This is a genomic window from Aerolutibacter ruishenii (assembly GCF_007830115.1).
Taxonomy (GTDB): domain Bacteria; phylum Pseudomonadota; class Gammaproteobacteria; order Xanthomonadales; family Xanthomonadaceae; genus Aerolutibacter; species Aerolutibacter ruishenii.
The window spans coordinates 79,879-99,015 of the sequence record NZ_VLKP01000004.1 but is presented as its reverse complement, the minus strand read 5'-3'; the positions used below and the strand labels follow the sequence as shown (position 1 = coordinate 99,015).

18 protein-coding genes are annotated in these 19,137 nt (G+C 68.1%); 6 read left to right on the top strand and 12 right to left on the bottom strand.

Features of this window, described 5'->3' with window-relative positions; translation table 11 throughout:
* Positions 1 to 4 precede the first annotated feature (4 nt).
* The 5 genes from IP93_RS06130 to mtnC all read left to right on the top strand — a co-directional run bounded on the left by IP93_RS06130 (position 5) and on the right by mtnC (position 4,177).
* On the top strand, positions 5 to 1,432 hold the full coding sequence (locus IP93_RS06130) for an amino acid permease (protein ID WP_144813306.1): 1,428 nt from the start codon (positions 5 to 7) through the stop codon (positions 1,430 to 1,432).
* An 83-nt stretch (positions 1,433 to 1,515) separates the two neighbouring features.
* Positions 1,516 to 2,175: a class II aldolase/adducin family protein gene (locus IP93_RS06125; RefSeq protein WP_144813304.1), complete on the top strand. Its 660-nt coding sequence runs from the start codon at positions 1,516 to 1,518 to the stop codon at positions 2,173 to 2,175.
* 117 nt (positions 2,176 to 2,292) lie between these two features.
* Positions 2,293 to 2,928: a methylthioribulose 1-phosphate dehydratase gene (locus tag IP93_RS06120; RefSeq protein WP_144813302.1), complete on the top strand. Its 636-nt coding sequence runs from the start codon at positions 2,293 to 2,295 to the stop codon at positions 2,926 to 2,928.
* The gene (locus tag IP93_RS06115) at positions 2,925 to 3,482 is read left to right on the top strand and encodes a 1,2-dihydroxy-3-keto-5-methylthiopentene dioxygenase (protein ID WP_144813300.1); all 558 of its coding nucleotides are present in this window, start codon (positions 2,925 to 2,927) and stop codon (positions 3,480 to 3,482) included. The genes IP93_RS06120 and IP93_RS06115 overlap by 4 nt, the downstream gene beginning before the upstream one ends.
* Entirely contained in the window at positions 3,479 to 4,177 is a 699-nt protein-coding gene (mtnC, locus tag IP93_RS06110; protein ID WP_144813297.1) for an acireductone synthase, read from the top strand. The genes IP93_RS06115 and mtnC overlap by 4 nt, the downstream gene beginning before the upstream one ends.
* A gap of 93 nt (positions 4,178 to 4,270) precedes the next feature.
* Here the strand turns inward: mtnC and IP93_RS06105 are convergent, their stop codons facing one another.
* From IP93_RS06105 to IP93_RS06060, 10 genes are all read right to left on the bottom strand, one after another.
* Positions 4,271 to 5,938, bottom strand: a complete 1,668-nt coding sequence (locus IP93_RS06105; RefSeq protein WP_144813294.1) for a calcineurin-like phosphoesterase C-terminal domain-containing protein — start codon at positions 5,936 to 5,938, stop codon at positions 4,271 to 4,273.
* 102 nt (positions 5,939 to 6,040) lie between these two features.
* A complete protein-coding gene (hisIE, locus tag IP93_RS06100) occupies positions 6,041 to 6,682 on the bottom strand; it encodes a bifunctional phosphoribosyl-AMP cyclohydrolase/phosphoribosyl-ATP diphosphatase HisIE (protein ID WP_144813292.1) in 642 nt (213 codons plus the stop codon).
* A 29-nt stretch (positions 6,683 to 6,711) separates the two neighbouring features.
* On the bottom strand, positions 6,712 to 7,488 hold the full coding sequence (gene hisF, locus IP93_RS06095) for an imidazole glycerol phosphate synthase subunit HisF (protein ID WP_144813290.1): 777 nt from the start codon (positions 7,486 to 7,488) through the stop codon (positions 6,712 to 6,714).
* Positions 7,488 to 8,231, bottom strand: coding sequence for a 1-(5-phosphoribosyl)-5-[(5-phosphoribosylamino)methylideneamino]imidazole-4-carboxamide isomerase (gene hisA, locus IP93_RS06090; protein WP_144813288.1), 744 nt, complete (start codon positions 8,229 to 8,231; stop codon positions 7,488 to 7,490). Before hisA ends, hisF begins: the two co-directional genes overlap by 1 nt.
* Positions 8,228 to 8,827, bottom strand: a complete 600-nt coding sequence (gene hisH, locus IP93_RS06085; RefSeq protein ID WP_144813285.1) for an imidazole glycerol phosphate synthase subunit HisH — start codon at positions 8,825 to 8,827, stop codon at positions 8,228 to 8,230. The genes hisA and hisH overlap by 4 nt, the downstream gene beginning before the upstream one ends.
* Positions 8,828 to 8,840: 13 nt before the next feature.
* Positions 8,841 to 9,941: a bifunctional histidinol-phosphatase/imidazoleglycerol-phosphate dehydratase HisB gene (gene hisB / locus IP93_RS06080; protein WP_144813283.1), complete on the bottom strand. Its 1,101-nt coding sequence runs from the start codon at positions 9,939 to 9,941 to the stop codon at positions 8,841 to 8,843.
* The gene (gene hisC, locus IP93_RS06075; RefSeq protein ID WP_144813281.1) at positions 9,938 to 11,089 is read right to left on the bottom strand and encodes a histidinol-phosphate transaminase; all 1,152 of its coding nucleotides are present in this window, start codon (positions 11,087 to 11,089) and stop codon (positions 9,938 to 9,940) included. Before hisC ends, hisB begins: the two co-directional genes overlap by 4 nt.
* Positions 11,086 to 12,387, bottom strand: coding sequence for a histidinol dehydrogenase (gene hisD / locus IP93_RS06070; protein ID WP_144813279.1), 1,302 nt, complete (start codon positions 12,385 to 12,387; stop codon positions 11,086 to 11,088). Before hisD ends, hisC begins: the two co-directional genes overlap by 4 nt.
* The gene (gene hisG / locus IP93_RS06065; RefSeq protein WP_144813276.1) at positions 12,384 to 13,298 is read right to left on the bottom strand and encodes an ATP phosphoribosyltransferase; all 915 of its coding nucleotides are present in this window, start codon (positions 13,296 to 13,298) and stop codon (positions 12,384 to 12,386) included. Before hisG ends, hisD begins: the two co-directional genes overlap by 4 nt.
* Before the next feature lie 29 nt (positions 13,299 to 13,327).
* Entirely contained in the window at positions 13,328 to 13,636 is a 309-nt protein-coding gene (locus IP93_RS06060) for a YerC/YecD family TrpR-related protein (RefSeq protein ID WP_144813273.1), read from the bottom strand.
* Between the two features lie 180 nt (positions 13,637 to 13,816).
* Here IP93_RS06060 and IP93_RS06055 point away from each other — a divergent pair, with 180 nt between their 5' ends.
* Positions 13,817 to 15,613, top strand: coding sequence for a sensor domain-containing diguanylate cyclase (locus IP93_RS06055; RefSeq protein ID WP_158636283.1), 1,797 nt, complete (start codon positions 13,817 to 13,819; stop codon positions 15,611 to 15,613).
* 91 nt (positions 15,614 to 15,704) lie between these two features.
* On the opposite strand, the gene IP93_RS06050 is transcribed toward IP93_RS06055, so the two are convergent.
* Positions 15,705 to 17,594, bottom strand: coding sequence for an HAL/PAL/TAL family ammonia-lyase (locus IP93_RS06050; RefSeq protein WP_144813268.1), 1,890 nt, complete (start codon positions 17,592 to 17,594; stop codon positions 15,705 to 15,707).
* Positions 17,591 to 19,051 carry a histidine--tRNA ligase gene (gene hisS / locus IP93_RS06045; RefSeq protein ID WP_144813267.1) on the bottom strand — a complete coding sequence of 487 codons (1,461 nt, stop codon included), beginning with the start codon at positions 19,049 to 19,051 and terminating at the stop codon, positions 17,591 to 17,593. Before hisS ends, IP93_RS06050 begins: the two co-directional genes overlap by 4 nt.
* Between the last annotated feature and the right edge of the window lie 86 nt (positions 19,052 to 19,137).

Here is a 19,137-nt window from a genome sequence, read left to right as displayed (position 1 = left end):
CCCGATGCTGCAACGCCTGCTCGCCACCAAGCACCCCCACGCCGCCCATGCCGACGCCGATGGCCTGAGCCTGCACCGCACGCTGGGCAAATGGGGGCTGACGGCGCTGGGCATCGGCGCGGTGATCGGTGGCGGCATCTTCGTCATCACCGGCCAGGCGGCGGCCAACCACGCCGGGCCGGCGATCATGCTGTCGTTCGTGCTGGCGGCGTTGTGCTGCACGTTCTGCGCGCTGGCCTATGCCGAATTCGCCTCGATGGTGCCGGTCTCGGGCAGCGCCTACACCTACACCTACGCCACGCTGGGCGAGTTGGCCGCCTGGTTCATCGGATGGATGCTGGTGCTGGAATACGGCGTGTCCGCCTCCGCGGTGGCGGTCAGCTGGACGGGGTATTTCCTCAGCCTGCTGGAGCATTTCGACATCTACCTGCCTGCGGCGCTGGTGCAGGCACCGCTGGACAGCAAACTGCAGCCCACCGGCGCCATCGCCAACCTGCCGGCCGCCGCCATCGTGCTGCTGCTGACGGCGGTGTGTTACGTGGGCATCCGCAAGTCGGCCGGCATGAACACCGCCATGGTGGTGCTCAAGACCGGCCTGATCGTGCTGGTGATCATCGCCGGCTGGCAGTACGTGGACCCTTCCAACTGGGAACCCTTCATCCCGGCCAACGAGGGTCCCGGCAAGTTCGGCTGGGAAGGCGTGCTGCGCGGTGCGTCGATGGTGTTCTTCGCCTACATCGGCTTCGAGGCGGTGTCGGTGGCGGCGCAGGAATCGCACAATCCGCAGAAGGACCTGCCATTCGGCATGCTGATGTCGCTGGCCATCTGCACCGTGCTGTACATCGGCATGGCGGCGGTGATGACCGGCCTGACGCATTACTCGCTGTTGGGCACCGACGAGCCGGTGGTCACCGCGGTTGCCGGCCATCCGGAGCTGGCGTGGCTGCGCATCGTGGTCGAGATCGGTGCGCTGGTGGGCCTGTCGTCGGTGGTGCTGGTGATGATCATCGGCCAGCCGCGCATCTTCATGATCATGGCCCGCGACGGGCTGCTGCCAAAGGTGTTCACGCGCATCCACCCCAAGCACCGTACGCCGCACATCAACACCGTCATCACCGGCATCGGCATCGCCCTGCTGGCGGCCGTGTTCCCCTTGGACATCCTGGGTGAATTGACGTCGATGGGCACGCTGATCGCCTTCGCCGCGGTCTGCGCCGGCGTGCTGATCCTGCGCCGCACGCAGCCGGATTTGCCGCGCCCGTTCCGCATCCGCGGCGCCTGGTTCGTGTGCCTGGCCGGCATCTTCAGCTGCCTGGCGCTGCTGTCGACGATGACCGCGCACAACTGGATGCTGATGCTCGGCTGGACGGCGGTGGGCTTTGCCATCTACTTCCTGTACGGCTACCGGCACAGCAAGCTCAAGGGCCAGTAAACTATCCTGGCCCCCGCATCATGGCGCCGGAGCGCCCTCGGCCAAGGCCGGAGTGGTCCCGCGCCCACAACGCCCTGACCGCCATGCATCAAACCGAACGCGCCGCGCGCCAGTCGCTGGTCGATCATTGTCGCGCCATGAGCGCCTCCGGCCTGTCCTTCAACAAGTCGGGCAACGCCAGCGTCCGGTGGGGAGGCGGCCTGCTCATCACCCCGACCGGTCGCGCATACGATCAGTTGCAGGTTGACGAGATCGTGTACCTGCAGGCCGATGGCACCTGCCCTCCCGGCCAGCTGCTCCCCTCCAGCGAGTGGCGCATCCATCGCGACATCCTGCAGGCCTTTCCCGACGCCAACGGGATCATGCACCTGCACTCGCCGCACGCCACCGCGCTGGCCTGCCTTGGCCTGGGGATTCCCGCATTCCATTACATGGTCGCCGCGGCCGGTAGCGACCACATCCCCTGCGCCGGCTATGCGACGTTCGGCACCGAAGCCCTGTCGGCCAACATCCTGAAGGTCCTGCAAGGCGGATTGCGCGCCTGCCTGATGGCCAACCACGGCCTGGTCGCCATGGGTGCCAGCCTCGAAGACGCCTATGCGCTGGCCGGCGAGGTGGAGAACCTGGCGCGCCAGTACATCATCGCCCGCAGCCTGGGGCCGACGCAGGACCTGCCGAGGGATGAAATGGAACGGGTGCTGGAGAAGTTCAAGACCTACGGGCAGCAGCGCGACGAGGCCTGAGCTGACGTCGGATGGCCATCGGACAGGCCCCGCCCCGGGCTCCGCTCATGCCAACCGGGGATTAATCATCACGACCGCGTCATGTGGACGGCGACCGCCAGCCGTTACACTTTGCGGATGAATACCCCCGCCTTCGACCACACCCTGTACGCCGGCTGCGCGGCCCAGATCATTTCCCACACCCGGGAGCTGGCCGCCAAGGGCTGGATGCCGGCCACCGCCGGCAACTTCTCCATCCGCATGGGGGCCGAGCACGCGGCCATCACCATTTCCGGCAAGGACAAGGCGCGCCTGTCCGAGGCGGACATCATGGTGGTCGACATGCAGAACAACCCGGTGGCCACCCACCACCGCCCCTCGGCGGAAGCGGCCCTGCATACGCACCTGTATCGCCTGTTTCCCGAGGTGGGTGCGGTGCTGCATACCCACTCCCCCACCCAGACGATCTCCAGCCTGTTGTATGCCCGCGACGGGCAGGTGCTGCTGCGCGACTATGAGCTGTTCAAGGCGCTGCGCGGGCACACCACCCACGAGGCCGAACTGGCGCTGCCGGTGGTACCCAATGCGCAGGACATGGACGTGCTCACCGCGAGCGTGGACAAGGCGCTGGCGGGCCGCGACACATGGGGCTACCTGATCGCGGGCCATGGCCTGTACGCATGGGGCCGCGACATCAACGAGGCGCGGCGCCACCTGGAGGCGTTCGAATTCATGCTGTCCTGCGACCTGGAACTGAGGAAACTGCAACGATGAGCCGCCTGCGCATCTTCGACGAAGAAACCCCCACCTCGCCGCGCCTGGCCACGCATGACCACGCGGACATCGCGCGCGAGCTGAAGAAGATCGGCGTGACCTTCGAGCAGTGGCAGGCGGGCCAGGCGATCGTCCCGGGCGACACGCCCGAGAAGATCATGGACGCCTACCGCGCCGACATCGACCGCCTGGTGGCGGCGCACGGCTTCAAGAGCGTGGACGTGGTCAGCATCGCGCCGGACAACCCGCAGCGCGAGGCGATGCGCGCCAAGTTCCTGGACGAGCACTTCCACAAGGAAGACGAAGTGCGCTTCTTCGTGGCCGGCTCGGGCCTGTTCACCCTGCACGTGGACGACGGCGTGTACGAAGTGCTGTGCCAACAGGGCGACCTGATCGCGGTGCCCGATGGCGCGCTGCACTGGTTCGACATGGGGCCGGAGCCGAGCTTCGTGGCGATCCGTTTCTTCACCGAGCCGGACGGCTGGGTGGGCCATTTCACCGGCACGGACATCGCGCAGCGTTTCCCCAGGCTTGAGCCGGACAACGCGGCATGACCCGCGCCATCCTCACCGACATCGAAGGCACCACCAGCAGCATCTCCTTCGTCAAGGACGTGCTGTTCCCGTATGCACGGCGTGCGCTGCCGGGCTTCGTGGCCAAGCGCGGGCGCGAGCCGGCGGTGCGCAAGTGGCTGGACCAGGTGGCCACCGAAAACGGCGGCATGTGCGATGACGCGATGATCGTCGAGGTGCTGCAGGGCTGGATCGACCAGGACCGCAAGCACACCGCGCTGAAGGCGCTGCAGGGCATGATCTGGGCGGACGGCTACCGCAGCGTCGACTTCACCGCGCACATCTACGAAGACGCGGCGAACGCACTGCAGGCGTGGAAGGTCGAGGGCCTGCCGCTGTACGTGTACTCCTCCGGCAGCGTGCCGGCGCAGCGGTTGTTCTTCTGCCACAGCGACGCGGGCGACCTGACCGGGCTGTTCTCGGGCTGGTTCGACACCGAAGCGGGCGGCAAGCGCGAGGCCGCCAGCTATCGGCACATCGTCGACGCCATCGGCCGTGAGGCCGGCGACGTGCTGTTCCTGTCCGACGTGGTGGAGGAACTGGATGCAGCGCGCGAGGCCGGCCTGGGCACGGTGCTGCTGGACCGCCGCGAGGATTATCCGGAGCCGCGAGTCGGCGATGCGACCCACGGGCACACGCGGGTGGAGTCCTTCGCGGACATCGTGCTGCTTCGCTGAGTGAAGCCCTTCGTGGATTTCGTGCTGGCTGGCTGAGCTGCACCGGGGCGCCGGGCCCCGGCCCACACCATCAAGCCGATCCGGTTGACGGGCCTATTCGGCTGCGCCTTCCAGTCGGTACTGCACCACTGCCCGCTGCTCTCCCTGCCAACGGTCGAAAGCGCGCACCTCCACCCGATGCTCGCCCAGCACCAGATCCGTCGGCAGGATTCCCCGCCACAGGTGCGATGACGGCCCGGCAGGCGGCGCGCGGTCATAGCCGCGCAGTGCATCGGCCTGGTCATCGCGCGTGTTTTCCGCGACCAGCCACGGATCGGGCGCCACGACGCGCTGCATGGGTCGCCAGGCGCCGGCATCGATGCGGTACTCCACCCGCGTGTCGTCCTGGCCCATGAACATATTGGCGTGCACGGCAAACGCGGGCCAGGCTCCCCGGCGCAGGACCTGGGGCGCACTGAGCCGCATGGCCTGCGAGTTGGCCGCATTTCCTGCCGACAGCCGCGTGGGATGCCATGACAGGCTGTACTCGCCACCCGGCCTGACCTGCAGCCGGGCGTAGCCGTTGGGCGTGCCATCGGCCATGGTGGTATCGGGTATGCCGTCGGCATCCTTCACCCCCGACCAGAACGCGCCGCAGGCCGCACCGACGTTGTATTCATGCAGCGGCGTCGCGCCATGCCAGCCGCTGGCGGCACCGTGGTGGACGTGTCGCTGGGTATGGCTGTGGCCGCTGAGCAGCAACACCCTGGGGAAGGCCTGCAGCAGCGCGAACAGGCGCTCCCGGTCGGCGCGGCGGAAGGTCTCGCGGCCGGACTCGGCATCGAAGAACGGAATGTGCACCGCCAGCACCAGCAGGCGGTCCCGGGGCACCGTGGGCAGGTAGCGCTCCAGGAATGCGAACTGGTCCTCGCGCAGCCCGCCTATATACGACGGCTTGCTTCCAGGCTGGTGGATCACGTCGTCCATCAGGACAAAGGTCGCCTCGTGCTCCTCCCACGCATGCGTATCGGGGCCGAAATGGTGGCGGAAGGTCAGCAGCGAGTCCTCGTCGCGCGTGGCATCGAAATCCAGGTCATGGTTGCCCGCCACGTGCAGCCAGGGCACGCCCAGGCTGGTCGTGGCGGCGGTCAAGGCGGGATAGAGCGACAGGTCGTCATGGGTGATGTCGCCCAGGCTGATGCCCATGTCACCGGCAATGCCGTCGAAGTAGAAGCGGCCGAAGCCATGCCCCATGTCGATGGCGGTGTCGTGTTTCAGCGGCTCGACGATGTCGCGCCGATAGTACTCGACGTCGCGTTGCGACTTGGCTTGCGGATCGGCGAACACGACCACGTCCAGGCGCTGCTGCCGATTGGGCGATGGCTTGGCCTTGCGCAGGGCGAAATTCCGGCAGGCGACGGGCTGTACCGGCATCCCGCCAAACTTCAGCACGGGGCCCGGCGCGGTGCGCGTATTGGCCCACAGGTCCGGCAATCCATCGCTCCGCCGCGTCGACAGGTATCCTGCCGGCTTGATCACGAACAGGCTGCGGCCATCCACCGGCGGCAGGCGGTAGGCCCCGTTTGCATCGGTTGCCGCCAGCGTGACGCCGTCGGATACCTTGACGCCGGCAATCCCAGGCTCGCCGCTGTCGCGACGGCCGTTGCCGTTGCGGTCCTCGAATACCGTGCCGCCTTCGCATGGCACGGCAGCGTTGGCCGCCGACAGTACGCATGACAACAGCAGCGCCGGCAGCAGGAACGAAAAAACCGGAATGCGCATGCCATCTCCTGGGCGCGGCCACCGGTTGGCGACCTGTCGAATCGTCCTGATTATGCGCGAGTCGCGTGACCGTTATCGACGCAGTCGGAAGTGCCTTGGGGATCAGCCCGGCGTATGGCGTTCGCGCAGCACGGCCACCGCATCCTGCAGCGAAAGCCCGCGTGCGCGCAGCAATACCTGGAGGTGGTACACCAGGTCCGCAGCCTCGCCCAGGAGCGCGCTGTCGTCCTGCGCGACCGCGGCAAGGGCCGTCTCCACGCCCTCCTCCCCCACCTTCTGCGCGATGCGGCGGACGCCGCCTTCGAACAACCGGGTGGTGTAGCTTCCGGGTGGACGGTTCCGTTCACGGGCACCGATCAGCGCATCCAGTTCCGCAAGGAAACTGCCCGGCGCGGAGGGAAAGCAGCTGGCGCGCCCCAGGTGGCAGGTGGGGCCGTGCGGGGCCACCTGCACCAGCAGCGTGTCCGCGTCGCAGTCCACTTCGATCGACACCAGGTCCAGGTAATGGCCGGACGTCTCGCCCTTGGTCCACAACCGCTGCCTGCTGCGGCTGAAGAAGGTGACGTGGCCACTGTCGCAGGTGGCCTGCACCGCCGCGCGATCCATGTAACCGAGCATCAGCACGCGCAGCGTCGACGCATCCTGCACCACGGCGGGCACGAGACCACCCTGCTTCGACCAGTCCAGCTGCTGGATGATGGCAGCGGCGTCAGGCGTGCGTGATGTTGCGGGGGCGTCGTTCATGGCATGAATGGTCCGGGCCGGGTGCCGTGTCAGTCCACTGGCCGCACCGGAATACCGGCGGCGGCCAACTGGCGTTTGAGGGTTGGGATGGCGATGGCGCCGGAATGGAACACGCTCGCGGCGAGCGCGCCGTCGACGTCCGCGTCGCGGAACACCGCCTCGAAATGGGCCGCGGTGCCGGCGCCACCGGAGGCGACCAGCGGCACGGAACACAGCGCGCGCACTTCCTTCAGCTGCTCCAGGTCGTAGCCCTCGCGGACACCGTCGCTGCCCATGCAGTTGAGCACGATCTCGCCCGCGCCCCGCTGCTGGGCCGCGATCACCCAGTCCAGCGTGCGCCTGGCCAGGGCCTGGGTGCGCGAGGGATCGCCGGTGTACTGGCGCACGCGCCATTCGCCGTCGGGGTCCAGCAGGCTGTCAATACCGACCACCACGCACTGCTCGCCGAACGCTTCGGCCAGCTCGCTGATCAGTGCGGGACGCTCCAGTGCCGGTGTGTTGATCGAGATCTTGTCCGCACCCGCATGCAGGATCCGGCGCGCATCCTCGACGCTGCGGATGCCGCCCGCGACGCAGAACGGAATGTCGAGCGCCCGCGCCACGCGCTCCACCCAGCCGCGATCGGCCACGCGCCCTTCGGGACTGGCGGTGATGTCGTAGAAGACCAGCTCGTCGGCGCCTTCATCACGGTAGCGTCGGGCCAGCGCCACGATGTCGCCCATGTCGACGTGGTCGCGGAAACGCACGCCCTTCACCACGCGCCCGTCGCGGACATCCAGGCAGGGAATGATGCGGCGGCTGAGCATCAGGCCACCTCCGCGACGGCGTCGGCGAGTTCAAGCCGGCCATCCAGCAGCGCCTTGCCCAGCACCGCGCCCGCGCAGCCCGACTGCCGGGCCGCGGCCACGTCCGCGACATCGCGGATGCCGCCGGACGCCTGCAGCCTCGCCTGGGGCGCGACGGCGAGAATGCGCCGATAGAGCGCGAGGTTGGGGCCGGTCAGCATGCCGTCGCGGTCGATGTCGGTGCACAGCAGGTGCTGCAGTCCCGCCGCCATGTAGTCGGAAAGTAGCGCGTCCAAACGCACGCCGCTGTCCTGTGTCCACCCCGCCGTGGGCAGCAGCCAGTCTCCATCCGCGGACTGGCGCGCATCCAGGGCGATGGTGACGTGTTCACTGCCGAATGACCGCAGCCATCCGGCGACACGCGCCGGCTCGCGCACCGCCAGCGAACCCACGACCACGCGGTCAGCGCCGGCGCGACGGATCGCCTCGACATCCGATTCGCCGCGCACGCCGCCGCCGGTCTGGACCCGCAGCCCCGTCTCCGACTTGATCGCGGCCAGCAACGGGGCCAGCGTGTAGCCGCCTGCCCTGGCGGCGTCCAGGTCGACCAGGTGCAGCCAGCGCGCGCCGGCCTGCGCGTAGCGCCTGGCAACCGCAAGCGGGTCATCGGCATAGCGCGTTTCCTGCGCGTAGTCGCCCTGGCGCAGCCGGACCACGCGCCCGTCGCGCACGTCGATCGCCGGATAGAGCTCAAACCCGCTCATGCCAGGCGCTCCGACAGGAAGTTACGCAGCAGCCGCGCACCGGTCCCGGCCGACCGTTCGGGGTGGAACTGCGCACCGAAACGGTTGCCGCGGCCCACGACCGCCGCGAATGTCTGCCCGTGCGTGCAGGTGGCCAGCGTATCCGTGGTGACCGGCACGCAGTAGCCATGCACGAAGTAGGCTTGCGCGCCGGCGTCGATGCCGTCGAGCAACGGATGCGGGGCCAGTGGCGTCAGCGCATTCCAACCCATGTGCGGAATGCGGATGCCTTCTCCGCCGCGCATTCGCGTGACTTTGCCGGGCAACAGGCCGAGACAGGGCACGCCGCCCTCCTCGGAGGCCTCGAACAGCAGCTGCATGCCCAGGCAGATGCCGAGCAACGGCTGCTGCAGGCCGCGGATCACCTCGACCAGGCCGCGATCACGCAGCATTGCCATCGCCGCACCCGCAGCACCGACTCCGGGCAGGATCACCCGGTCCGCGCCACGGATGAGGTCCGCATCGGCGGTGAGCGGCGCCTCGACGCCCAGCCGCTCCAGCGCATAACGCACCGATCCGATATTGGCGCCGCCGGAGTCGATCAGCACGACGTTCATCGCATCGACCCCATCACAGCGCGCCCTTGGTGCTGGGCAGCTCGCTGCCTTCGCGACGGATCGCCTGGCGCAGTGCGCGCGCCACCACCTTGAAGCAGGCCTCGACCTTGTGGTGGTCGTTGTCGCCATCCACGCGCAGGTTGAGGTTGAGTCCGGCCGTCTCGCACAGGGAACGGAAGAAGTGCGGCACCAGTTCGGTGGGCACGTCGCCAACGCGCTCGCGCCTGAAGCTGCCGCTGAAGACGAAATACGGACGTCCGGAGAAATCCAGCGCGGCGGCGGCCAGTGCCTCGTCCATCGGCAACACGAAAGAGGCCGCGGGCGGCTCGGCATCGAAGCCGTAGCGCCCGATGCCGCGCTTGCTTCCCAATGCCTCGCGCAGCGCCTGGCCCAGGGCCAGCGCACAGTCCTCGACGGTGTGGTGTTCGTCGATGTGCAGGTCGCCATCGCAGCGCACTCGCAGCGCGAAGCCGCCGTGCTTGCCGATCTGCTCCAGCATGTGGTCGAAGAACCCCAGTCCGGTGTGCACCTCGGGCTCCGCGACGCGATCCAGGTCCACGTCCACGTGGATGCGGGTTTCGCGGGTGTTGCGCGTGACGCTGGCCGTGCGCGGCTGCTCCGCCAGCGCATGCGCGATGCCGGCCCAATCCCACTCGCCACCGAACTGCGCGGTGCGCAACTGGAACGGACGGATGCCCATGTTGCGGGCGAAGGCATTGTCCGTCTCCCGGTCGCCCACCATCGCCGAGCGCGCCCAGTCGATGCCGCGGTCCTGCAGGTAGTGCAGCGCAAGGCCGATGCCGGGCTTGCGCGTAGGCGCGTTGTCCGCGGGGAAACTGGTGTCGACGAGCACCTCGCGGAACGTGATGCCCTGGCTCTCCAGCACCTGCATCATCAGGTTGTGCGGCCCCTCGAACTGCTCCCGCGGGTACGACGCGGTGCCCAGGCCGTCCTGGTTGGTGACCATGACGAACTGGTAGCCGGCATCGCGCAGGCGCAGCATCGCCGGGATCACGCCTTGCACGAAACGCAGCTTCTCGAAGGCATCCACCTGGAAGTCGGCGGGCTCCTCGATGAGCGTGCCATCGCGATCGATGAACAGGAGGGGCGTCATGCCGCGGCCTCCAGGCCGGCCAGGGTCGCCAACACCGCGTCGTTCTGCACGGGCGTGCCCAGGCTGATGCGCAGTGCGTCACCGAGCCCGGGGGCCTGGCGCATGTCGCGCGCCACGATACCGGCGGCGAGCAGGCGGGCGTAGGCGGCCCTAGGATCGTTGAAGCGGATCAGCAGGAAATTGGCGCTGGAGGGATACACGCAACGCACGCCGGGCGCGCGCGCCAACAATCCGGCAAGCCGGTCGCGTTCGGCGCGGGTGATGTCGATCCGCCGCGCCGTCTCGGCTCGCGCTTGCGGTGCCAACGCGCGGCACGCCAGCTCCACGCTCGGCTGTGGCAGCGGATAGGGCGCCTGGCAGCGCTGCAACACCTCGATCAGGGCCGGATCCGCGATCACGGCGCCAATCCGCGCGGCGGCAAGCGCGTGGGCTTTGGACAGCGTGCGCAGTACGGCGACGTTGCGATGGGCTTCCAGCAGCGTTACGGCGGAAGGAGTCCCCGCATATTCCTGGTAGGCCTCGTCGACCACCACCAGCGCCCGCCCGTCCAGCGCGCGCGCCAGCGCGGCGATCTCCGTCGACGGCAGCGCCGTGCCCGAGGGGTTGCCGGGCGAGCACAGGAACACGATCCGGGCACCGGTTTCGCGCGCGGCCCGTTCAGCCGCCCGGAAGTCGCAGGTGAAGCCTTCAGCGGTATCGACCAGTGGCACGTCCACCACAGGTGTTCCGTGCAGCCGGGCACAGACCGCATACATGCCGAACGTGGGCGGGGTCACCACGATGGCATCGCCACCCGGTCGGCAAAGGGCGCGGATCAGCAGGTCGATGGGCTCGTCGCTGCCGCGCCCCACCAGCAACTGCCCGGTGGCACAGCCATACAGATCCGCCAAGGCCTGGCGCAGCGCGGCAGGCTGTGGCTGCGGATAGCGGCGCGCCGCGCATCCGGTATCGGCCTCGTTGGCCCATGCCGATTCGTTGGCGTTGAGCCAGACGCTGCCTTCCACCTTGTCAGTGCGGGCCGAACGATAGCCGGCAAAGCCACGCAGGTCCTCGCGCACCAGCGCCAGCGGGTCGGAAGAGACAAGCCCGGCGGCCGCAGCGACCGGGGATGCGCCAACCGTGGCATCGCTGGAGGAAATGCTGCTCATGCCGCGACCTCTTCCAGCCGTAACGCCACCGCGAGCCGGTGCGCATCCAGCCCTTCGGCAGTGGCCAGCTCCACCGCGCACGGGCCGATGGCCGCGATGCCCTCGCGGCTGACTTCCTGCACGGTGATCGCCAACTGGAAGCTGGCCACGTTGAGTCCGCCCACATAGCGCGCCGCACCGCTGGTCGGCAGCACATGGTTGGTGCCACTGCAGTAATCACCCAGCGCTTCAGGGGCCCAGTCGCCCAGGAACACCGAGCCGGCCGTCTCCACTCTGGGCAGCCACGCGCGCGCATCGCGCAATGCGAGGATGAGGTGCTCCGGCGCATAGGCGTTGCTGATCGCGAACGCCTCCTCCAGCGTGTCCACCAGGATCAGCCGCGACGATTCCAGCGCACGTCGCGCCACGTCGGCACGCGGCAGGATGGCCAGCTGCCGCGTCACCTGGACCGCCACGTCATCGATCAGCTCCTCGTCATTGGACAGCAACAGGACCTGCGAATCCGGACCGTGTTCGGCCTGCGACAGCAGATCGGCCGCTACAAACGCCGCGTTGGCGCCGGCATCGGCGATCACCAGCACTTCGGACGGACCCGCAGGCATGTCGATGGCCGCGCCACCTTCGAGCATCGCGACCTGGCGCTTGGCCTCGGTCACGTAACCGTTGCCGGGCCCGAACAGCTTGTCGCACCTGGGCACGGTTTCCGTGCCGAAGGCCATCGCTGCGATGGCCTGCACGCCGCCCAGCTTGAACACCTGGCGCACGCCACAGCGCATCGCGGCATACAGCACCGCGGGATCGGCGCTGCCGTCCGGCCGCGGAGGCGTGCACAACACCACGTCGCGACATCCTGCCAGGCGCGCGGGCACCCCCAGCATCAACGCCGTGGAGGGCAGCGGCGCCGAACCTGCCGGCACGTACAATCCCACGCGCGCAATCGGACGCAGCACGCGCTCGCAGCGCACGCCCGGGGCGGTGTCCATGGCGTATTCCCGCAGCATGCCTTCGCGGTGGAAGGCCTCGATGCGCCCGGCGGCCTCGTCGATGGCGGCGCGCAATGCGGGCGCCAACGTGGCCGCCGCGGCCTCGAACTCGACCTGGGTGACTGCAAATGTGTCCAGTACCACGTGGTCGAACCGCTCCGTCAGCTCACGCACTGCGGCATCGCCACGGGCACGCACCTGGTCGAGCAGGGTCGCTACCGCCTCACGGGTGCGGGCTCCGACCTGCTGCGCCGGGCGACGCAGCGCCTGCGCACGCTCGGGTGCCGTAAGAGAGTTCCACGCCACCCGGTTCATGCCAGCATGCCCTCCACCGGCACGACCATCAGGCCACTGGCACCGGCGCGCTTGAGGTCTTCCAACCGCTGCCAGGTCACTGCGCCGTGGCACAGCGCCTGCAACGCCATCCGCTCCGCCCCGTCCACCTGCATCATGGTGGGCGCATCGGCATCGGGCAGCAGCGGCAGCAGCGCCGGCAGGTCGTCGCGGCGCGCCTGGAACATCAGCAGCTTGCTCTTGCGCACGCGGATCGCGCCGTCCAGCCGCCGCAGCAGCAGGTCGGCCAATTCGCCGCGCACGTCGTCGAAGGCCACGACCGGCCCTGCCAGCACCGCCTCGCTCTGCAACAGCGTCAGCACCGGCTTGAGCTGATTGGCCGCCAGCGTCGCACCACTGCTCACCAGGTCGCAGATCGCATCGGCCTGCCCTAGCCGGGGTGCGATCTCCACTGACCCCGACAGCAACACGACATCGGCGGGAATGTCCTGCTCCGCCAGCCACTGGCGCAGCAGCGCGGGGTAGCTGGTGGCGATGCGCCTCCCCGCCAGTTGCTGCGCGCCTTGCCAATCCCAAGCGTCAGGCACGGCGATGTCGAGCCGGCAACCGCCGAAGCCCAGCGCACGCCATTCCCGATAGGCCGCCGCTCGGCCGCTCGCGACGCGGTCCTGCGCCTGCTCCTGCAGCACATTGCGCCCCACCACGCCGAGATCACAGACCCCATCGGCGATCAGGCCGGGGATGTCGTCGTCGCGCACCAGCAGCAGGTCCACGGGCAACGATTCGCCATAGCAGAACAGGCGATCGCGGCTCTCGCGCCAGCTCAGTCCGCACGAGGCCAGCAAGGCGCGTGCGGGTTCGGCCAGACGTCCGGACTTCTGGATCGCGATGCGAAGGCGGTCGCGCACCTGGGGGGCATTGGGGGGGGACATTGGAGGGATCTCGGGGGGATTCGGAAAAATCATTCGTCCTGGGCGACGGCCTGCAGGGCGGCGGCGTACCCGCCCGCTCCACGCTCCAAGGTTCGGGCCACGCGGCCGACCGTGGTCACACTGACCTGGGTCCGCTCGTGGATCTCCCGGTACGGCACGCCCTGCGCCACCAGAGGCACCACGCGCCAGCGGTCAACCATGGCCTCCAGTTCGGCCGGGGTGCACAGGTCCTCGAGAAACGCCGCGACGGCGCCCGGGGTATCCAGGCGCGCGAGCACGGCCGCCAAACCGGAGGCGGAGACAGCAACGTCGTTGGCTTCGTGGGGTCGGCGTTTCATCAAGGTGATAATGTATTAACGTGCTGTTACGTTATCCCAAGAAAAAGCCCCAGTCAATATGTCCCCCCCACACGGGCCGGAACGGTGGGATAGACTGCCCCCGCGAGGCTTGAGCGCGCGCCTCGGGGCGCACAGGGGGATTGGGCACGCATGGGATGGCTATGCCGCATTGGCTTCGTCTTGATTTCCCTGACCGCGCTATTGGCCGGCGGTCGTGCACGCGCGGAATCCACCGTCGACCTGCGATCGGAGCAGCCAATCGTCCACCTGGCGCCTTGGACCCATTACTTCCATGACGCAGGCGCGGCAGCGGACCTGGATGCAGCACGCGCCGCCTTCAACGCGGGGCGCTTCCAGCCCCTGCCCTCGCAGAATCCATCGTTTGGCTTCAAGGAAGGCGCATTCTGGTTCCACGTCCGCCTGGCCAACCATGCCGTGACCGAGCCGCGCTGGCTGCTGGTCCAGCAATACGCGCTCAGCGACAAGCTCGACGTGTTCGCCGCCTACGCCGACGGCCGCGTGGCACATCACATCGGTGGCGATGCGTTGCCGTTCAACGCGCGCAGCATCCGCTACCGCCACCCCAACTTCATGTTGCGATTGCCGGTTGGCGAGCCGGTTGACGTCTTCGTGCGGGTGGAGAGCCAGAGCTCCATGCAGGTGCCGCTGGTGCTCTACACGCCCACGGCCTTCACCGAGATGTCACGCGATGCGCAATTCGCCATGGGCCTGTATTACGGCATCCTGACCGCGCTGTTCTTCTACAACCTGGTGCTGTGGCAAATGCTGCGCGACTCCAGCTATGGCTGGTACCTGCTGCACATCACCGCCTTCGGACTGGTGCTGCTCGCCCTCAACGGCCTGGGATACGAGTACCTGTGGCCTACCTCGCCATGGTTGCAGGACAGGTCGGTACCGCTGTCCATCTGCCTGGCGCAGATCGGCATGCAGCAGTTCGCCCGCTCATTCCTGGGCCTGAAGGCCCGCTGGCCCCTGGGCGATCGCGTGGGCCTGGCGATGATCCTGTTCTTCGTCGCCTGGGGTATCGCATCGATCTTCCTGCCTTACCGCGTTTCCACGCCCTTGGCATCGCTGGCGGTATTCGCCAGCATCGTGTGGATCGCGGTGGAGGCCGTCGTGGTCACGCGCAGCGGTTACCTGCCCGCGCGCCTGTTCCTGGCGGCCTGGGGCATGTTCCTGCTGGGCACGGGCATGTTCGCGGCGGTGGCATTCGCGCAGCTGCCCAAGATGTTCGTGACCGATTACGGGGTGCAGATCGGCTCTGCGATGGAGATGCTGCTGCTGTCGGTGGCGCTTGGCTACCGCTATTCCGCGCTGCGCAACGAAAACGAACGCGTGGTGCGCGAAGCGAAGGAGCAACTTGAGCACAAGGTGGAGCAGCGCACGTCCGAACTGAGCAATGCACTTGCCCAACTCGGCGACGCCCATGCCCGCCTGCGCGAATCCAGCCAGCGCGACGGACTCACGGGCCTGCACACGCGGATGCATTTCCACGAGCGTTTCACCCCGCTGGTCGACCAGGCCCGGCAACACGGGCACGCGGTAACCCTGCTGATGATCGACCTGGACCACTTCAAGCAGATCAACGACGAGCACGGGCATCTGGTCGGCGACGAATGCCTGCGCTGGGCGGCCCACGCCATCGGCCAGGTGCTGCGTCCACACAACGCGCTGCTGGCCCGCTTCGGAGGCGAGGAGTTCGTGGCGGCGCTGCCGGGCCAGGGCCTGGAAGAAGGACTGGCCACGGCCGAGGCCATCCGTATCGCACTTGCCGCAACCCCCTGCAGGACCGGCGGCCGATCACTCCCACTCAGTGCCAGCATCGGCATGCACGTCGTGGACGTGCGCATGCGCTGCACCATCGAATCGGCCCTCCAGCAGGCCGATGACGCGCTGTACCGTGCCAAGGCCGATGGTCGCAACTGCATCAGGACGTCGTCGGCGCGCGCGGCATGACCGCCACGCAGGCCAAACTGCGCTGTCGCTGACGCCAGGCCTGGCCGGTCGCCCATCCAGTGACGCATGCGCGCCACCGGATGGCCTTGCGTCACGCCCCCTGCACGGCCGCCAGCACGCGACCCTCGCGCTCCAGCCGGACGATGGTGCCGATCTCGCCGTCGAGCGCGCGATCGCGCTCAAGGAACGGAATGTGCGTGCGGATCACCGCGTGGGCTGCCGCGACCGCACGCCCCGGGCGGAACTCGGGCGCCGACGACAGTTCCTGGCGCAGGCCCTCCACTTCGGCAAGGAACTCCGCGCGCTCGGCGGCGTCGAGCAGTGCACCGCCCACCTTGGTCGCCAGCTGCTCCGCGTCGGCACGGTCGGCCAGGCCTCGCGCGGCGTTGATCATGTCGCGGCGCAGGTCAAGCGCCTGGGCCGCGGTGTACAGCTCCAACGCCAGCACCTTGCCCAGGTCGTCGGCCATGGCCAGCACGTGACGCGCCTCGTTGGCGCCCATCGAAACATGATCCTCGGCGTTGGCGCTGGTCGGGATCGAATACACCGATGCAGGATGCGCGCGGCTGGCCAGGTCGTTGACGATCGCAGCGGCGGTGTACTGCACGATCATGTGGCCGGATTCGGTGGAGTCCTCGTTGCCGATCAGGAAGCCCGGCAGGCCATCGTTGGTGGCCGGGTCGACCAGCTTGTTGAGGCGACGCTCGGAGATGCTGGCCAGCACCGGGATCGCGGCCTTCACGTAACTCATCGCCAGGGCCAGCGGCATGCCATGGAAGTGGCCGGCGGAGATCACCTGCTCCTCCACGTGCGGTTTGTCCGCATCCGGGAACACGATCGGATTGTCGGTCAACGCATTGAGCTCGATGTCCAGCACGCGCGCGGCCTGGGCGATCGCGTCGCGTACCGCACCGTGCACCTGCGGGATGCAGCGCAGCGAATATGCGTCCTGCGGCTGGTGCTTCTTGCCGCCGCGGAACGGACGGAAGCGGGTGTAGAACTTCTCGCGGCCATGGCGCTGCGTGAATGGCACCCAGTCCCAGCCGATGTCGAAGCGCAGCGCCTGCGACGCCGGCGTATCCCAGCTGCCCGGCTGCCATGGGCGGAACTTCGGCACAAGGTGGTACGGGATGTCCGACAGCGTGGAGCCTTCCAGCAGGCGACGCAGGTTGGCCGCCACCTGCACCTGGCCCGGATGCGGGCGCAGGGCGTGCACTTCCTCGGCAAACGCGACAAGGCGACCCGCGAAGGCATCGATGGTCATGGCCGCGGCCAGGTCGGCGGTGTCGGCCAGTTTTTCCAGTCGGTCCAGCGCCAGCACGCCGGTGGCCAGCATCTGCGCGGTGCCGTTGTTGAGCGCCAGGCCTTCCTTGTAGGACAACGTAACCGGAGCCAGGCCCGCGCATTTGAGCGCCTCTGCGCCGGGCATGCGCTCGCCTGCATAGAACGCCTCGCCACCGCCCAGCAACACGATGGCCAGGTGCGACAGCGGCGCAAGGTCGCCGCTGGCACCCACCGAACCCAGTTGCGGGACTACCGGGACGATGCCGGCATTGAGCATCGCCGCCAGTGCCTCCAGCGTCCGCACCCGGATGCCGGAGTGGCCGCGCATCAGGGTGTTGATGCGGATGCACAACATGGCGCGCACCACGTCCGCCGCGAACGGTTCGCCCACGCACACCGCATGGGTCACGATCAGGTTGCGCTGCAGTTCCTCGTGCAGGGTTTCCTGCGAGCGCTGCGCGCCCGGCAGCTGGTCACGCAGGTGGTGCGCACCCAGCAGGCGGTCGGCATTGCTGCCAAAGCCGGTGGAAACGCCGTAAATGGGCTCTTCGCGGCGCACCTGCTCGGCCAGGAAATCCGCGGCGCGGGCCACGGCTGGCAACTGCGCGGGATCAAGCACGACCTTGGCGCCATGGGCAACGGAAACCAGCTGGGCACGCGTCAGCGAGCGCCCGTCAAGACGTACGGTGGCGGTCATGTGTTCTGCAAAGCCTCGGCCTGGGCCAGCTCCACGCGCAGGGTACGCGCCAGCTCGCCACGGGCCACTTCGAATTGATCCTCACGGCGCAGGTCCTTGACCGTCACCGTCCCCTTGGAAATCTCATCCTCGCCCAGCACGACCACGAAGCGGATACCGGCACGGTCGGCGTACTTGAACTGCTTGCCCAGCTTGGACGGCTCCATCACCACTTCGGTGTTGAGTCCGCCATGGCGCAGTTCGCTGGCGATGGCCAGGCAGTGCGGCAGGTGCGCGGCGTCCATCTGCGTGACCAGCACCTGCACGGTGCTGCCGGCGCTGTCGATGATGCCGGCCTCGCGCAGTTGCCAGAACAGGCGGCTCAGGCCGATGGAGATGCCCACGCCCGGCAGCTTGGATTTGGTGTAATGGCTGGCCAGGTCCTCGTAGCGGCCACCCGAGCAGATCGAACCGATCTGCGGGTAGTCGTTGAGCGTCGTCTCGTACACGGTGCCGGTGTAGTAGTCCAGGCCACGCGCGATGGAGAAGTTGAGCGCGTAGTTGGCCTCCGGCACGCCCATCGCGCGCACCAGCTCCAGCACCTCGCGCAGTTCGGCAACGCCTTCGCGCAGGGATTCGCTGCCCTCGCCCAATGCATCCAGTTGCGCCAGCGCATCGGCATGCGAAGTGGAACGCACCTTCACGAACTGCATGATGCGATCCACGCCTTCGGCTGGCAGGTCGAAGCCTTCGCCGGTCAGTGTCTGGCGGACGTAGTCCTCGCCGCGCTTGTCGAGCTTGTCGACCTCGCGCAGCACCAGTGCCTGCAATGCCGGGTCCGCCACGCCCTGCGCCTCGAAGAAGCCGCGCATCAGCTTGCGGTTGTTGAGCTGGATGGTGAACGCACCGATGTCCAACTCGGAGAACACCGCGTGGATCACCGCCGGCAACTCAGCGTCGAAGCGCACGCTCAGCGCATCCTTGCCGATGACGTCGATGTCGCACTGGTAGAACTCGCGGAAGCGACCGCGCTGGGCGCGCTCGCCGCGGTACACGCGCTGCATCTGGTAACGACGGAACGGGAACGCGAGGTCGTGCTCGTGCTCGGCGACGTAGCGGGCCAGCGGCACGGTCAGGTCGAAGCGCAACGCCATTTCGGGGCGGGCGAGCTCGCGGGTGGCGGCCCGTACGCGCTCGGCGTCGATGGTAGTGCCACCGTCGGTGGCGTCCAGCGCGTCGGATACCGCGTTGATGCCGTTCTCGATCGCGCCGGTGGACTGCACGAAATACACCTGCCGCTCGGTTTCACCGCCGGACTTGGTGAGCAGCACCTCCGACAACTCCATTACCGGCGTCTCCACCGGCAGGAAACCGAAGCGCTCGAAATTGCGGCGGATCGTGTCCAGCATGCGCTGGAAGGCGATCTGGTCAGGGGGCAGAAGCTCCATGACCCCGGCAGGGGTACGCGGCTTGATCAAGCAGGTCACCGGCAGTGGCGGAAAGGCGGCCTTACAGTTTAACGGGCCTGCGCAGGCAACGTGCCTCCCGGAGAGTGCGTGGCCGG

Excerpts from the sequence above, each read along its gene's own strand:
- IP93_RS06120 (WP_144813302.1), top strand. The coding sequence starts at position 2,293 with ATGAATACCCCCGCCTTCGACCACACCCTGTACGCCGGCTGCGCGGCC.
- hisA (WP_144813288.1), bottom strand. The coding sequence starts at position 8,231 with ATGAGCGGGTTTGAGCTCTATCCGGCGATCGACGTGCGCGACGGGCGC.
- IP93_RS06060 (WP_144813273.1), bottom strand. The coding sequence starts at position 13,636 with ATGAAACGCCGACCCCACGAAGCCAACGACGTTGCTGTCTCCGCCTCC.
- hisC (WP_144813281.1), bottom strand. The coding sequence starts at position 11,089 with ATGAGCAGCATTTCCTCCAGCGATGCCACGGTTGGCGCATCCCCGGTC.
- hisIE (WP_144813292.1), bottom strand. The coding sequence starts at position 6,682 with ATGAACGACGCCCCCGCAACATCACGCACGCCTGACGCCGCTGCCATC.
- IP93_RS06050 (WP_144813268.1), bottom strand. The coding sequence starts at position 17,594 with ATGACCGCCACCGTACGTCTTGACGGGCGCTCGCTGACGCGTGCCCAG.
- hisG (WP_144813276.1), bottom strand. The coding sequence starts at position 13,298 with ATGTCCCCCCCCAATGCCCCCCAGGTGCGCGACCGCCTTCGCATCGCG.
- hisF (WP_144813290.1), bottom strand. The coding sequence starts at position 7,488 with ATGCTCAGCCGCCGCATCATTCCCTGCCTGGATGTCCGCGACGGGCGC.
- IP93_RS06130 (WP_144813306.1), top strand. The coding sequence starts at position 5 with ATGCTGCAACGCCTGCTCGCCACCAAGCACCCCCACGCCGCCCATGCC.
- mtnC (WP_144813297.1), top strand. The coding sequence starts at position 3,479 with ATGACCCGCGCCATCCTCACCGACATCGAAGGCACCACCAGCAGCATC.
- IP93_RS06125 (WP_144813304.1), top strand. The coding sequence starts at position 1,516 with ATGCATCAAACCGAACGCGCCGCGCGCCAGTCGCTGGTCGATCATTGT.
- hisH (WP_144813285.1), bottom strand. The coding sequence starts at position 8,827 with ATGAACGTCGTGCTGATCGACTCCGGCGGCGCCAATATCGGATCGGTG.
- hisD (WP_144813279.1), bottom strand. The coding sequence starts at position 12,387 with ATGAACCGGGTGGCGTGGAACTCTCTTACGGCACCCGAGCGTGCGCAG.
- IP93_RS06105 (WP_144813294.1), bottom strand. The coding sequence starts at position 5,938 with ATGCGCATTCCGGTTTTTTCGTTCCTGCTGCCGGCGCTGCTGTTGTCA.
- IP93_RS06115 (WP_144813300.1), top strand. The coding sequence starts at position 2,925 with ATGAGCCGCCTGCGCATCTTCGACGAAGAAACCCCCACCTCGCCGCGC.
- hisB (WP_144813283.1), bottom strand. The coding sequence starts at position 9,941 with ATGACGCCCCTCCTGTTCATCGATCGCGATGGCACGCTCATCGAGGAG.